Genomic DNA, 16443 nt, shown 5'->3' with positions numbered 1-16443 from the left:
GCAGCGGAAGGAAGCCGCCGAACTGGTCCGGGAGCAGCCTGTTGAAAGAAGTGTTTTTGAATACCCGAGTAGACAGAGCCGGTCATCCGCCGTTACAGGACGATGAGGAGCACACGGATTCCGTGTGAAATAGAGTGGTACCGCGCAGTTGGAATTTTCGCCCTGCGTCTCTATACAGGTAATGTAGAGACGCAGGGCGTTTTTGACGTTACCGGATTGAAAGAATGTCCGCAAGGGTTGGATGTTATGCAACTGCCAACGGACCAGTCGATTGCAATAATGAATCATCATTTTAGAGACTGGAGCCGGATTTTGACAGGAAATAGCAAAAAATCAGCGTGGGTTAAGCAGAAAACAGGAGGAACAAAGATGTCACAGTACAATCATACCGCCATTGAGAAAAAATGGCGCGAGAACTGGGAAAAACATCCCATCAATGTAAACGATGGAAAGAAAGAAAAATATTACTGCCTGGATATGTTCCCATATCCGTCCGGAAGTGGTCTGCACGTTGGTCACTGGAGAGGCTACGTTATTTCAGATGTATGGAGCCGTTATCAGCTGCTGCGCGGCAAATACGTGATCCATCCGATGGGCTGGGACGCATTTGGTCTGCCGGCAGAGAACTACGCGATCAAGATGGGCGTACACCCGGCTATCTCGACCGAGTCCAACATTAAAAATATTAAACGTCAGATCAACGAGATCGCAGCCATCTATGACTGGGATATGGAAGTAAATACCACAGATCCGGCATTCTACAAATGGACCCAGTGGATCTTCGTCCAGATGTTCAAAAAAGGTCTGGCATACGAGAAAGAATTCCCGATCAACTGGTGCCCGTCCTGTAAGACAGGTCTGGCAAACGAGGAAGTTGTCAACGGCTGCTGTGAGCGCTGCGGTACCCCGGTTACCAAGAAAAACCTGCGTCAGTGGATGCTCAAGATTACCGCGTACGCAGACCGCCTCTTAAATGATCTGGACAAACTGGACTGGCCGGAGAAGGTTAAAAAGATGCAGACTGACTGGATCGGTAAATCTTACGGTGCAGAGGTTGATTTCGGCGTAGAGGGACGCGATGAGAAGATCACCGTTTACACCACCCGCCCGGACACCCTGTACGGTGCAACTTTCATGGTACTGGCTCCGGAGCACGCGATGGCAAAGAGCCTGGCAACCGATGAGACCCGCGAGGCAGTAGAGAAATACATTTTCGATTCATCCATGCGTTCCAACGTAGACCGTCTGCAGGATAAGGAAAAGACCGGCGTATTTACCGGAACTTATGCAATCAACCCGATCAACGGTGCGAAGGTTCCGATCTGGCTGTCTGATTATGTATTAGCTGACTACGGTACCGGCGCTATCATGTGCGTACCGGCACACGATGACCGTGACTTCGAGTTTGCAAAGAAATTTAATATCCCGATCATCCAGGTTATCGCAAAAGATGGCAAAGAGATCGAGAACATGACTGAGGCGTATACCGAGGCGTCCGGCACGATGATCAACTCTGGCGAGTGGAATGGTATGGAATCTTCCGTACTGAAAAAAGAAGCGCCGGAAATGATTGAGAAGAGAGGTATCGGTCACAAGAGAGTCAATTATAAGCTGCGTGACTGGGTATTCTCCCGTCAGCGTTACTGGGGCGAGCCGATCCCGATCGTACACTGCCCGAAGTGCGGCAACGTACCGGTTCCGGAGGATCAGCTTCCGTTAAAACTTCCGGAGGTAGAAAGCTATCAGCCGACTGGTACCGGCGAATCCCCGCTGGCAGCCATCGACGAGTGGGTCAACACCACCTGCCCGTGCTGCGGAGCTCCGGCAAAACGTGAGACAAACACCATGCCGCAGTGGGCTGGATCTTCCTGGTACTTCCTGCGCTATGTAGATAACAAGAACGATAAAGAACTGGTATCCCGTGAGAAAGCAGACAAATATCTGCCGGTTGATATGTACATCGGCGGTGTTGAACATGCAGTACTGCATCTGCTGTATTCCCGTTTCTACACTAAGTTCCTGTGCGATATCGGTGTTATTGACTTCGACGAGCCGTTCAAGAAGCTGTTCAACCAGGGTATGATCACTGGTAAGAATGGTATCAAGATGAGTAAGTCGAAAGGCAATGTCGTATCCCCGGATGATCTGGTACGCGACTACGGCTGCGATTCCCTGCGTCTCTATGAGCTTTTCGTAGGACCGCCGGAACTGGATGCAGAGTGGGATGACCGCGGTATCGAGGGCGTATCCCGTTTCCTGAACCGTTTCTACAACCTGGTTATGACCAGCAAGGACAAAGACATCAAAGAGACCAAGGAAATGGTTAAACTGCGCCACAAACTGGTATTCGACATTGAGCAGCGTTTCGAGCAGTTCAGCCTGAATACCGTTATCTCCGGTTTCATGGAGTACAACAACAAGCTCATCGATCTGGCGAAGAAAGAGGGCGGCATCGACAAAGAAACCCTCAAGACCTTCACTATCCTGCTGGCACCGTTCGCACCGCATCTGGGTGAAGAGCTGTGGCAGGAGCTCGGCGGCACCGACAGTGTCTTCCATGCTTCCTGGCCGGAGTGCGACGCAGAGAAGATGAAGGATGACGAGAAAGAGGTAGCCGTTCAGATCAACGGCAGAGTCCGTGCGACCATCACCGTACCGGCAGACATCTCCAAAGAAGATGCGATCGCCGCTGGTAAAGAGGCTATCAAGGACAAGCTGACTGGAAATATCGTAAAAGAAATTTACGTTCCGGGACGGATTGTGAATATTGTTATGAAATAAATAAAAATGGTATGGGAAGAAGCAGAAGAATCTGTGACTTTTCTATGCAGATAAGGTCAGCGGCTATACAGGGGAGAAAAACTGTGTGGCCGCTGTTTTTTTGCCCGCTCCTTTTTCACGTGCCTGCTATTTGATTTCTTAAATGATAAAATTAAATTGAATATGGGAATATTTGTCAACCCGGACAATTCGGCGTTTCAATCAGCCCTGAATGCAAAAAGCATTCTTGATGAGGAAAAACTCATATGGAATGCTTTTTGCTGTCTATACGAAACATTCCATATGGCGCTTCTGGGAGGAAGCGAAGGTGTGGAGTACTATCGTTCAATAAAATTGTCTAAAAAGTCTACCAATTCAAAAGATAAATTTTATATCATAAATGCAACATAATAGCTTGTAGCTAGAAAAATCAGAATAAAAAATTTCGCAGAATATCTAGTTCTGCGAAAATCTTCAATCATTATACGATACTTTCAAGGTTAATTCAATAGAAGTTTCTCCCAAGAATCTCTTATGAAATTATTAAGTCATCATTTCTGAACAAAAATTTCTGAAATTCTCATATAATATTTCCCTTTGCTTTTGAAGTTTTTGTCAATACGGCATTTGGGTTCTGCATATAAAACCTTTTATTTTCGCAGAACTAGATATTCTGCGAAAATCGCAAACATGAAAGGGAGAACGCCTGTATGTGGTACGTGGTGCAGACACCTGTGGGACGCGAGGCAGAAGCGGCAGAAAAACTGAATCATTTTTATCGGGATAAGGCTGAAAAGCCTTGTTTTGTGTTGTCCAAAGAACGGACCTGGCGGATGGGCGGTGTCTACTATGTAGATACGGAAGTCATGTTTCCGGGCTATGTGTTTGTGGACACGGCGGATGAGCCGGTTTTGGAAGACGGAGTGAAATGTCTGGCGGGGCTGGTTCGATTTCTGAATGCTGGTTCGGAAGCGCATCCATATGGAACGGCAGTCCCCTTAAAAAAAGAGGAAGAGAAATTTCTGAAAGAACTTCTTCGGGAGGATTCTTCTCACACCGTCCGGCGGTTTCTGGTGCGGGCAAATGACGCGGGGGAGATCAAATGGGCGGAAGGAGTGCTTGGTGAGATGCTGCCAAAGATCATCCGGAAGCGGCTGCGGAAACGAATCGTGACGATTCAGGCAGAACTGCTGAACGAAGCACGACAGGTAGAGCTGGCAATCCGGATGGAAGATGATCCGGAGGCAGTTTTCCCAAAGAAAGGACCCCTGAACCCTAAAAATCTTTCAGGAGATTTCCAGGAAAACGATTTTAGCCGGGTATCGGTCTCTGGAAAGAACCCATCAAAAAAGATAACAAGATTACATGGAGCGGAGAACGATGGAACAAAGCTGGCAGCAGAATAATGAGTATGAGTGTATGAAATATTCGGTTCTGATGCCGGTATATCACAAAGAAAATCCAGCGTATTTCTATCAGGCGGCAGCCAGCATGATGAATCAGACGATTCCTCCAGATGAATTTGTCCTGGTATGCGATGGACCGTTGACACCAGTGTTGGATGAAACGATCCAGACGATTGACCGGGAATGGCCGGGAGTTCTGCAGGTGCTTCGCCTTCCTGTATGCGGCGGAATCGCACGGGCGCTGGCAGCAGGTGTAGAAGCGTGCCGAAATGAATGGATCGCCCGCATGGACAGTGATGATATTGCCTGTCCGGATCGCTGTGAAAAGCAGCTGAAACGATATGCAGAAGAAGCAGCGGGCAAATTGCTGGGAAAGAAAGCAGAACAGGGGAAACTCGGACTTCTGAGCGGAAAAATTGCAGAATTTGCCGCAGCAGAAGTGCCAGAACAGGAAAATGTAGATAACCTAAATGCGCCAGATAGAGGTGAAATTGGAAGTGGGATGAATGGAAAATTGTTTCCGCCGGGCAGAATCACTGGAATTCGGTCACTTCCCTGCCAATATAAAGAAATTTTAACGTTTGCCAGAAAGCGCAATCCGATGAACCATATGGCCGTCATGATGCGGCGTTCAGCTGTGCTGGCGGTGGGAAACTATCATCCGGTTCCGGGGGCGGAGGACTATGAATTGTGGGTCCGTCTTTTGCAGGCAGGATATAAAGCAGAAAATCTTTCGGATATTCTGGTGTATGCGAGAACGGACAATGGGATGATCAAACGCCGCGGCGGTCTGTCCTATGCCAGGGCCGCTCTGAATCTGCAGAAAACGTTTTTTAAAAGTGGATTTTTAAATAGAAGAGAGTATCTGCGAAACTGCGTGATCCGCGTTACTGCAAGTCTGATTCCGGCATCCGTGCGTGGAATACTCTATCAGAAAAAATTGAGAGGAACGCTTTCTGAGGATGCTTAGTGTTCCTATAAAAAGAAACAGGCAGATTACCTGGAATAGAATTACACGTTGGGTTCTGTGGAGTTCGGCCTGAATAAAAACAAAAAGAAGAGGAACTATTTTGAGACAATATGAACCATTCAAACGACTGTTCCGTCTGATAGGTGCGCTGCTCCTGATGGGGGCAGAAGTTGGCGCTTATGGATATGTCTGGAACGGATATTTCAACAAAATGATCGAATTTCCGTTCTGGAGAAGAGGAAACTGGCTGATGATCGCCCTGTATGCGGGACTATTACTATTTTTCCTGCTGACTTACGGGGGATTCCGGATCGGATACCTGAAAAAAGGAAATCTGCTCTGTTCTCAGATCCTTTCGATCGGACTTTTAAATCTGATTACGTATATTCAGATTTCTCTGTTAGATAAAAAATTTCATGATCCCCGGATACTGCTTGGGATGACGGTTGTCCAGCTTTTGATTGCACTGATCTGGACGTTCCTGTTTCAGCAGATATACAGGATTCTGTTTCCGCCAAGAAGAATGCTTTTGGTATGCGGAGACCGTCCGGCCTTTCATCTGATGGAAAAGATTCATTCCAGAGAAGATAAATACTATCTGGAAACAGCCATTCATATCCGGGTTGGCATGAAAGCGATTCTGGAAGAAGCAAAAAAATACGACGCTCTGATCATCGGAGATATTCCGGCGAAGGATCGAAATGCGCTTTTAAAGAAATGTTTTGAGCAGGATATCCGGACCTACACGGTGCCGAAATTATCGGACATTCTGATCCGGACTTCCCAGGAATTAGATATCTTTGACAGTCCTCTGCTATTATCGAGAAATGATGGCATATCGGATCTTCAGCGATTTATTAAGCGGGCGATGGATTTCATCTGTTCGAGCATCGGAATCGTGGTATTATCCCCATTTTTCCTTCTGGTGGCGCTGTCGATCTACCTGACCGACCGCGGTCCGGTCTTTTACAAGCAGACCCGTCTCACAGAGGGCGGAAAAGAATTTCAGATCTGCAAATTTCGGACGATGATCCAGAACGCGGAGGCAAAAACCGGGGCGAGACTGGCAGCGGAACACGATGACCGGATCCTGCCGGTGGGACATTTCCTTCGGAGAACCCGCCTGGACGAGCTGCCGCAGCTTTTCAATATCTGGAAAGGTGAGATGTCGATCGTAGGACCGCGTCCGGAACGCCCGGAGCTGGCGGCGGAGATCGAGAAAGAAATCCCGGAATTCTGCTACCGCTTAAAGATGAAAGCCGGACTGACCGGATATGCGCAGGTCTATGGAAAATACAATACAACGTCCTATGACAAACTGAAACTGGATTTGACTTACATACGAAATTACTCTCTGCTTCTCGACCTGAAGCTCATCCTGATGACGCCGAAGATCATGATGCTCAAAGAGAGTACGGAAGGAGTCGCAGACAATGGAAAAGCTTCTGACAGTCGTCATCCCGGCGTATAACGCGGAAAAATATATCACATATACCCTGGATTCACTGTGCGCAGGATGCAAAGACCAGGATTTGAAAAAGAAAAATCAGAGCTGGACAGGAAATGAAACGGAATCAAACATTCAAACTGTATCAGCAAGAATGTCTGATTTTCAACCAGGTATGGATTGGTCCGAATACCTGGAAATATTGATTATAGACGATGGATCAAGGGATCAAACCGGTGCGATTGCTGATCAATATGCGGAGCGCTATCCGACCGTTGTCCGTGTCATTCATAAAGAAAATGGCGGTCATGGATCTGGGATCAACTGCGGCATCCAGAATGCATTGGGGCGATATATGAAAGTAGTCGATGCCGATGACTGGGTGGATCCGGAGGCATTGGATCATCTGATTGCTGCGCTGAAAAACTGTCGGGATGATGTGCTGGTCAGCGGTTTCTACTGGCGATTTGACAACCGAAGCGGAGAGGAAAGCTCCTTTCCGAAAAAAGCAGAAATTCCGGAACCATTTTCAGGGGTGAAATATGGGATTTCCTATGAATTCGATGGAATCGCAGATCAGATTTACATGAAAATGCATGGAATCACATGGAAAACAGAGATCCTGCGGAAGATGCCGCTTTCCATCGATGAACACTGCTATTACGTTGATGCCGAATACATCCTGTATCCGATTCCGTGGGTCAAGACCGTATCCTTTATCCCGGACTTTGTCTATCAGTACCGGATCGGCCGGGAAGGACAGAGTGTCAGCCCGGAGAAGATGATCAGGAATAAGGAAAATTATGACCGAGTGATGGAATCATTGCTGTCCTTTTACCGCCTGTATCAGGGCGGAACACTTACCGGAAAAGACGGAAAGAAGATTTCATGCACTCAGGAAAAGCTACAGTATCTTGAAAATGGAATCGCCAGGGTGGCAGCTGGGAGAGTGAAGATACTTCTGAGCCTTCCGGCTGGCAAGGAAGTAAAGCATGCATTGATGCAGTTTGAAGATGAATTACTTCGGGACTATCCGGAAATTTACCATGCGAACCGAAATAAGGCGGTGAAGCTGCTGCGGGTAAGCCGGTATGGGCTGTACCGGGCGGCGGTATGGGCGCTTGGGCGGAGCAGAAGGAAGTTCTAAATATGAAGATAGATCCGTCAGAGATATAAAGACAGATTAGAAACTATATAATTCTCAAAACATGGAATGAGGAACGGCAGTTCCTAAAAGGACTGAAAAGGAGACACAGCGGATGCGTCTACAAAATATACGATTTCCGGAAGCAGATATCTGTAGGGAAGAAGAACTGTATTTCCATCGAAATGGAGAATGGGTCGATTTCAATGGATATTTCAACCTTTTCTATATCGAAAAAAGGAAGAAGTACACAAACCAGGAAAGTTTGACGCTGCACCTGGAATTGAATGGCTGTCAGGCAATTCGTCTGATGCTGGATGAGAATATCATTCAGGAAAAGATGCTGACGGGGGGGAAAGAAACTCTGGATCTGGAGTTCCCATATCCGGAGACGGAAAAAGGAGTTTTCTGGTTTTCGGTGAAAAAGATAGGTGCCGGGAAAGAGACAGAATCGGAGAACGTGAAAAACGCGGAGACAGAATCAGCAGAAAATGCAGCTGCCAAAACGATAAAGGATACAAAGAAAAATATCGGTTTTGATATATCAAATCATATAAAAGGCTGGTATGAGGGAACTTGTCGGAATGAAAAACAGGTGCGGATCGCAGCGGTAGTCTGCACGTTTAAGAGAGAGCCGTATGTCCTCCGAAATCTGAAAAGTATCCTGCAATTTCTGGAACGACCAGAAATTGCTTCTTTAAAACTCTGCTATTGGCTGGTAGACAACGGAAGAACGCTTTCGGAACATGAAGAAATCAGCCGCCTGGCAGCCAGATATCCAGAAACCGTTCGAATCATACCAAACCGCAACGTCGGCGGCGCAGGCGGTTTCACCAGAGGCATGATTGAGGCGATCGAGGAAAAAGAACGTCTCGGATTAACGCATGTACAGCTGATGGATGATGATGCCGTCATGGATCCGGAACTGTTTGTGCGGGCGTATGGATTTTTGGGGATGCGGAAGGATGAGTGGGAGGATATCCGCTTGGGAGGTACGCTGCTTCGGGAAGATTATCCGTATATTTGTCAGGCGATGGGAGAGTGGTTTGAAGGATTCAATGTGACTAACCGCCTCGTCATGACAGATATGCGAAGTTTTCGTAACTGCCGGAAACCATTAATTGAAACACCGCAGGACGAATACCGGATGTATTCCGGTTGGTGGTGCTGTTGCTATTCCCTGAATACAGTTCGAAAAGATAATTTGCCGCTTCCGCTGTTTATTCACCGGGATGATATCGAATATGAGATTCGAAACAGAGAGACAGGCATTGTTTTCTTAAACGGATTCAATGTCTGGCATAAAGGGTTTGAAGTGAATTTTCTGGGAACAAACGCATATTACGATGTGCGGAATAACCTGATATTTGCGGCACTGCATGAACCGGATATGCCACGAATTCAGATGTGGAAATGGATCTCTAAATTTATCATAACAGCTGTTTTAAAGATGCGTTATGAAGAAGCCTATTTCTCCTGGCGGGGAGTGATAGATTTCATGAAAGGCCCAGAATGGCTGATGGGGACAGACGCAGAGCAGTTGAACAATCAGTTGAGAAAGCATCTTCCGGATACAGAGCCGATGGAAGTGGATGAGCAGCCAACATTAAAAGAATTACAGAGGTGCTATAACCCGGATCGGAATAAAAAACAGTTTTGGAAAAAGGTAACGTTCAACGGCTGGTTCCTGCCAGCAGATAAAGAAGTAGGTTTCTTACGTCCGTATGATGCACCGTTTTCGATTTTTCGAAAGAAGCGGATTGAATTGCGGGATACTGGGGCAAAAAGAAGAGAGTGGCAGTCCGGGAAGAAAGACAGCTTTTCAAAGCAGCTATGTATTGCATAAATACTTGGCGGATTCTGATGGTTCAATATGGAAAAACTCAAAAAGAATATAAGACAAAATACGAAATATTAAAAAACGGAAAGCTCTGGATTGAAAAAATATTAACAAATAGAGGTTAGTATCCATTAGGAGAATTGAGAATGGGAAAGAAACAAATAGAATTATTTAAAAAATATAAACCGCTCATGAAGCAGTTGGTAATAAAAGATATTAAATTGAAATACCGGAGAAGTTTTCTGGGATATATATGGAGCATTCTGAATCCATTAATGATTATGATCATTATGGTAATTGTATTTCGTCAGATGTTTCGCTTTAATATTGAAAATTATCCGGTATATTTGATTATCGGTTCTACATTGTTTAGTTTTATGTCAGATGCAACCAGTCAGGCCATGTGGTCAATTATAGGAAATAGTGCATTGCTAAAAAAGACATATGTACCTAAATATATATTTGCAATATCCAAAATAACAAGCAGTTTCGTAAATACTCTATTTTCTCTTGGAGCTATGTTGATTGTATTTGTTGTGTGCGGTGTGAAATTTAATTTTTATATGTTTTGGATTCCGGTTGTGCTGATACAAATTTATATATTTAGTATTGGACTTGGATTGCTATTGGCGCAGGGATGTGTCTTCTTCCGAGATATTCAGCATATCTATGCAGCGGTCTTAACAGCGTGGAATTATCTTACACCAATTTTTTATCCAATTGAGCAGCTTCCAGAACAAGTACAGCATTTAATTAAAATATTTAATCCAATGTATTCATATGTAGTACAATTCCGGACCATTGTTTTAAAAGGAGTATTCCCTGATATTAAGTGGATTCTTTACGGATTTACGGTAGCACTTATATCGCTGGTTGTCGGAAGCATTGTTTTTTCTAAAACACAGGATAAATTTATTTTATATATTTAGACGAGGAAAAAATGAAACAGAATGAAAAAAATGAAATAGCAGTTGAAGTAAAGAATGTAACAGCCAGATTTAATATGGCTTCTGAAAAGATAGATAATCTGAAAGAATATTTTATTAAGCTTGTAAAACGAGAATTAATGTTTGAGGAGTTCCTTGCATTAAAAAACGTATCATTCAGTGTAAAAAAAGGTGAGTCCTGGGGGATCATAGGAATCAATGGCTCTGGAAAATCGACGTTGTTAAAGGTGATTTGCGGAATTTTAAAACCATATAAAGGAACAGTAACGGTAAACGGAACGATTGCTCCTTTAATTGAATTGGGCGCCGGTTTTGATGGTGATTTGACGGCCAGGGAAAATATTTACTTAAATGGAGCTGTTTTAGGGCATGACGAACAGTTTATGAAAGAGCATTTTGATGAAATAGTAGAATTTGCGGAGCTGGAAAATTTTTTAGATATGCCGATTAAGAATTATTCTTCCGGTATGGCAGCAAGACTTGGATTTGCGATCGCGACGGTGGTTAAGCCGGATATTCTGATTTGTGATGAGGTTCTTGCGGTTGGCGATTATGCGTTTCAGCGAAAATGTGAGAAAAGAATGAAAAAGATGCGAGAAGAAGGAACGACACTTCTGTACGTATCTCATTCGATGGAATCGGTTCGAAAAATCTGTGACAATGCTTTGTGGTTAGAAAAAGGAGTTGTCAGAGGTTGTGGAACCGTCCGTGAAGTATCAAGAGCGTATTTAAACAGCTTAAGTGGAAATAAAGGAGAGATGAAGGAAAAGGAGAAGGAAAATCCTTTTACTGATGAGACCTGCAGCTCACTGAGTATTTTCAGCGCTCCGGAGGCGAAAAGAGAAGGAACAGGACTGGTTCATTTTACTTCGATTGAACTGCTGGACAAAGAAGGAAAATCCAGTGCTTGTTTTGATACCGGAGATAAGATAACAATTCGTTTTCAATATGCAAGCAGAACCAAAAATATGCCGTTAAGTTTTGCATTTGGAATTGTTACAAAGGATCATACACCAGTTTATCGGACATCAACCGCATTGGAATATAAAAAAATGATTTTATCTGAGCATTGCGGAGTCATGGAATGTCATATTGATAAAAATTATCTTTTGGATGGTCAATATTATTTGGAAGCACGTATATGGGGAGAAAATTTAGTTCTTCATGACAGTCTGACAGATTTTATTGTGTTGGATATCAAGACAGCTGAGCGAAAAGAGCATGGATTTTTGGTAATGCCGCATGGATGGAACACATATCCAATAAAGTCATTTTTTGATCCGGAAACAAAATTCGGTTTTGAAATAACAGAACAGCAGAAAAAAGTATGGGCGATTGAATTGGAGATGGCAGATCGCCTGCTGACGGTGTGCAGGGAAAATAATTTAAAAATCTTCGCAGATGCAGGAACTATGTTGGGAGCAGTGCGCCACAAAGGATTCATTCCTTGGGATGATGATATGGATTTTGCAATGTTCCGGGAAGACTATGATAAGTTATGTGAGATTGCTCCCAGATATTTCACAGAACCGTATTTTTTTCAGAATGTGTACACGGATAAAAAGTATGTACATGGACATGCTCAGATTCGAAATAGCTATACAACTGGAATCCTAAGCGTAGAAGAAAGACAGAATAAAGAATTTAATCAGGGTATTTTTATCGATCTGTTTGTTTTAGAGAATGTTTCAAATGATGTACAGGTTGTAGAGAAGCAGAGAAGGAACTGTGATGTATTAAAGCAATTTATTGTTGAAACGACAGATGGAAGAGAATTTGAATGGCCGGAGGATTTTGAAATTCCAGAGGAGTTGAAAGAAAATCTGAGTACAGACAATTGCTGGAAATATATAGATGATATGTTCCGGTCAGTCAAAGAGAAAGATGCAGATAAGGTGGCACCTTTAAACTTTATTTTTGATACAGAAAAGAGAATCAGAGACCGCCATATGTATGATGAGACAATTTGGATGGACTTTGAATATTTGAAAATGCCGGTACCGGCTGGGTATGACGCATATCTGACAAATAGGTATGGAGATTATATGACGCCTCAGAATGTATCGAATACGCATGGAGGGGTAATTTTCGATACAGAGATGGATTACAAGGAGTATCTAAGTAAACTGAAATGCGATGAAAATTAGTATAAAGGGATTGTTTTATGCAGAAAAAGAAATTCAAAATCGGGTATACAACAGGCACCTTTGATTTGTTCCATGTAGGGCATTTAAATATACTGGAAAAAGCAAAGGAAAATTGTGAATACCTTGTTGTAGGTGTAAGCACAGATGAACTGGTAAAAGAGTATAAAGGAGAATTTCCCATTATTCCTTTTGAAGACAGACTTCGTATTGTAAAGTCATTGAAATGTGTAGATCAAGTAATTCCGCAGAAAACAATGAACAAGCTGGAGGTATTAACGGAAATTAATTACAACGTTTTATTTCATGGAGACGATTGGAAAAATACGAAGATGTACAATGAAATAGAAGAAAAATTGAAACAAAAGGGAGTTTCGTGTGTTTATTTTCCATATACAAAATCAGTTTCTACAAAAAGTATTAAAGAAAAAATAAGGGAAGAATATAAAGGCAGCGAAAGATGAAATGTTGGAAATACATATTAATGTTATGCGGATGCTGTGTATTATGTTCCTGCAGCAAACCAACTCAGGAAGCTAAATTTTATGACTATAATGTGATTGCTCATGCTGGAGGGGGAATAGATGGAAACATATATACAGATTCGTTAGAAGCACTCAATCAGTCCTATCAAAATGAGACAAGGCTATTTGATATTGATTTGAGGTTTACTTCGGATGATGAAATTGTACTGAGGCATGACTGGACACAAGTAGACTTAGGGCAGCCTGAATTTGAATATTTACAGCAGATTGAACGCCAGCCGAGTGAATATCTTCAAGAGCAGATACCAAGAGAATACCTGCCGACTTTAGAACAATTTAAACAAGCTCGCATCTTGTCAAAATATACACCGTTATCATTCAGAGATGTTGTAGATTGGATGAAATCCCATTCGGACGCGTATATGGTTTTGGATGTAAAAGAGGATGCAAAAGAAACATATACGTGGATTATTGAACATTTTAAAGAAAATGATGAAATGCTGAATCATTTGGTTGTTTCTTGCTATGATGTCCAGGACTTAGAGGATGTATTAAAAATATATCCATTTAAGAATATTATGTTAAGACAGCATGCAGTCTATCCAGACAAGTTTGATGAATTGCTTTCGAATTGTAATAAATACAAAGTTAAAGCAGTTAATATAAACTTACAATATGCTGATGATGAGAAAATAAAAGATATTAGGAGAGCTGGAATTAAGATTTTTTGGGCGGTGGAAAATGACTTTGAGGAATATAAAAGTAAATATTTAGGTGATGGAGTTGTGAGCGATTGGATTACGGAAGATGAAATAGGTAATGTGATAAATAAATGATATTGTGCTGATGTGATCAGTGCTTTATATGAAAGTGCAAAGATTTTGATAATGAGGTAAGTTATAAAGGAGAAAAAATGGCTTTAATATCAGTAATAATGCCGACTTATAAAGTCGAAGAATATTTTCAACAATGCATTGAGAGTGTATTAAATCAAACGCTAAAAGATATCGAAATTATTCCAGTTGATGATGGTTCGCCTGATAAGTGCGGAGAAATAATGGATTATTATGCTGAAAAAGATCATCGTGTAAAACCTATTCATCAGAAAAATGGGGGTTACGGAAAAGCTGTTAATAGTGGATTTGATAAGGCTTCAGGAAAATATGTTGCAATTGTTGAAACAGACGATTTTATTGAGCCCAATATGTTGGAAGTTTTATACAAAGCAGCTGAAAAACATCAGGCCAATGTTGTTAAGGCGGGGTTTAAAAAACTATATCAAGATGGTGGAAGTTGTGAAGTAAAACCCCCATTTCCTTTTTATGAGCCTGAGGTGATAGTAGAGCCATGTTATTCTAACGATTTGATGTTAATGGAATCATCTATATGGGCGGCACTTTATCGCAGAGATTTTTTAGAGAATAATCAAATTAGAATGATTGAATCGGCTGGAGCAGCGTATCAAGATGGAATTTTTAAATTTATGATATATTCATCCACCAAAACAGTTGTGTGTATACCTGATGCGGTATATGACTATCGAGTTATGACAACAAATTCTTCAAGTAAATCATCGAAGAACTGGGATGCAGAATTTAAGAATTATGCACAGATAAAAAAATGGCTGATGGAGCATAAAAAATTTGAGATTTTTAAAAATGCTTTTTATTTGCATGGGTATTTTGATTTTTTGTTCCATTATAATCGTTTGGATGATAAAACGCAAAAAAAATTTTTAGAGAAGGCAAAAGAATTTTATAAAGAGGGAAAAGAAGCTGGAGTTGGATTAGATAATGCACGATTCCAAAGATGGGAAATGCGAGATTATTATTATAAAACTGTATATCCATTTTTAAAACAATTTGAAACAGGGATAGTTGTAAATGAAGATGGTCGTAGAAAACATGATTTAACGAAAAATATTCTAAGGGTCATGTATCATACAAGAATGGGTGATTTTATATGGACAAAATTTAATCAATTCATGCATAGACCTTTTATATGGAATAAATTACATGAGGGAGAAGTTCAAATAGATGGTAATTCAAATCGATTATATTGCATGGATTTTGATACAGGAATATTTGAATTAGAACCTGTGGGAGAAGGGAAAAAAGCACTTGTAATTGTGCCATGGTATTCTGAAAATGCAGCAATTCATAACATTGAAAATATTGCCGAAATGTTAAAAAAGAGAAAATATCAAATGCATTTGTTTTTGTATTATAATGAGTTTAGACCTGATAATATAAATAGAAAAGTTTGGGATAGAGTTTTTTATCAACATGCATCAAATCCATATTTTTCGCATACTAATGTTTCACCTAATTGTGCGGATGGGGATTATATAGATGATTGGGTTGATGATGAATTTTTACAATCGATAGTCCGAATGAATGAACATTATCATTACGATCTTTGCATGGCAAATTATTTATTTTATTCAAAAGCATTTGAGGTTTTGCCAAATGCAAAGAAAGTATTATATACACATGACAAATTTACAAAACATAATGAATCATTAAAAAAAGCGGGTTTTCCAGAGTGGAGTTTTTGGTTTGGGGTAAATACGGAAAGAGAAGAAGCACGTGCACTTAAACGGGCAGATATTGTTTTGGCATCACAGGAAGAAGATGCAACGTTTTTTAGAAAAATAACAAATTATCAAACGAAGGTAATTACATATCCATTCGTTCCTGCATGCCATTATATTGATGAAAAAAGGAATGATAATAAATATGAAGAAGATTTAATAAAAGTAGGATATTTGGCTTCTTCAAATCCGCCTAATTATTTTGCTATTAAGAAATTAATATCGGATCTTGCAAATAACAAAAAAATACAATTAAATATTGCGGGTGGGGTTTGTAATATGCTTTCATCATTAAAGGTTCCAGATAATATAAGAATTTTAGGATATATTGATGACTTGAAAAAGTTCTATTCCTCATATGATATATACATCAATCCTGATACTTTTTATTCTGGATTGAAGTGTAAGACATTAGAAGCAATGTCATATGGAGTGGCTATTATTTGTACAAAAATTGCAGCAACTGGACTTGGATTAAAAGAAAAATATCATCAATTAGAAAGTGAAAAAGAGTGTGCTAAATATCTTATGGAACTTACAAATTATGAAGATGATGTTCGGAAAAAGACTATTGATGATATTAGAAAAGAGAGTATTCATCAATACAATTTATTTATTGAAAGATATCCATTGGATAAACTAATGGATGATATTCTAAAAAGCTAATTGTCTTCATAAAATATGAAGTTTGAATTTATATAGGAGAA

General features: G+C 41.3%; 11 protein-coding genes, 1 pseudogene and 1 other annotated feature (1 of these 13 running past the window's edge). All 12 genes and pseudogenes read left to right on the top strand.

The window, feature by feature from the left end:
* Positions 1-174 (top strand) — a binding site (T-box leader) (it extends 65 nt beyond the left edge of the window).
* 195 nt (positions 175-369) lie between these two features.
* The 12 genes and pseudogenes from leuS to DW931_RS13995 all read left to right on the top strand — a co-directional run bounded on the left by leuS (position 370) and on the right by DW931_RS13995 (position 16402).
* Positions 370-2781 (top strand): leucine--tRNA ligase, encoded by a 2412-nt coding sequence (gene leuS / locus DW931_RS14045; protein ID WP_022360162.1) that lies wholly within the window; start codon positions 370-372, stop codon positions 2779-2781.
* Positions 2782-3470: 689 nt separating this feature from the next.
* Entirely contained in the window at positions 3471-4166 is a 696-nt protein-coding gene (locus tag DW931_RS14040) for a transcription termination/antitermination NusG family protein (protein ID WP_118467350.1), read from the top strand.
* Positions 4126-5136 (top strand): glycosyltransferase, encoded by a 1011-nt coding sequence (locus DW931_RS14035; protein WP_117795023.1) that lies wholly within the window; start codon positions 4126-4128, stop codon positions 5134-5136. The genes DW931_RS14040 and DW931_RS14035 overlap by 41 nt, the downstream gene beginning before the upstream one ends.
* A 100-nt stretch (positions 5137-5236) precedes the next feature.
* Positions 5237-6607, top strand: coding sequence for an exopolysaccharide biosynthesis polyprenyl glycosylphosphotransferase (locus DW931_RS14030; RefSeq protein WP_118467352.1), 1371 nt, complete (start codon positions 5237-5239; stop codon positions 6605-6607).
* Between the two features lie 151 nt (positions 6608-6758).
* The gene (locus tag DW931_RS14025; protein WP_338126541.1) at positions 6759-7730 is read left to right on the top strand and encodes a glycosyltransferase; all 972 of its coding nucleotides are present in this window, start codon (positions 6759-6761) and stop codon (positions 7728-7730) included.
* Between the two features lie 112 nt (positions 7731-7842).
* Entirely contained in the window at positions 7843-9573 is a 1731-nt protein-coding gene (locus DW931_RS14020; protein ID WP_118481879.1) for a glycosyltransferase, read from the top strand.
* 140 nt (positions 9574-9713) lie between these two features.
* The gene (locus DW931_RS14015; protein ID WP_118467358.1) at positions 9714-10496 is read left to right on the top strand and encodes an ABC transporter permease; all 783 of its coding nucleotides are present in this window, start codon (positions 9714-9716) and stop codon (positions 10494-10496) included.
* A gap of 11 nt (positions 10497-10507) precedes the next feature.
* A pseudogene (locus tag DW931_RS16510) lies at positions 10508-11230 on the top strand (ABC transporter ATP-binding protein); the annotation flags it as partial.
* Positions 11231-11272: 42 nt separating this feature from the next.
* On the top strand, positions 11273-12661 hold the full coding sequence (locus DW931_RS16505) for a LicD family protein (protein WP_333491332.1): 1389 nt from the start codon (positions 11273-11275) through the stop codon (positions 12659-12661).
* 17 nt (positions 12662-12678) lie between these two features.
* Positions 12679-13122, top strand: coding sequence for an adenylyltransferase/cytidyltransferase family protein (locus DW931_RS14005; RefSeq protein ID WP_118467362.1), 444 nt, complete (start codon positions 12679-12681; stop codon positions 13120-13122).
* Complete coding sequence (locus tag DW931_RS14000; protein WP_147353093.1) at positions 13119-13979, top strand: hypothetical protein; 861 nt, start codon at positions 13119-13121, stop codon at positions 13977-13979. Before DW931_RS14005 ends, DW931_RS14000 begins: the two co-directional genes overlap by 4 nt.
* A gap of 77 nt (positions 13980-14056) precedes the next feature.
* Positions 14057-16402: a glycosyltransferase gene (locus DW931_RS13995; protein ID WP_118467366.1), complete on the top strand. Its 2346-nt coding sequence runs from the start codon at positions 14057-14059 to the stop codon at positions 16400-16402.
* The last annotated feature ends 41 nt before the right edge of the window (positions 16403-16443 follow it).

The organism is Clostridium sp. AM43-3BH, from assembly GCF_003479985.1.
GTDB classification, from domain to species: Bacteria; Bacillota; Clostridia; order Lachnospirales; family Lachnospiraceae; genus Otoolea; species Otoolea fessa.
Note: the sequence above shows the minus strand (reverse complement) of the source record. Positions and strands in the feature narration are given on the sequence as shown.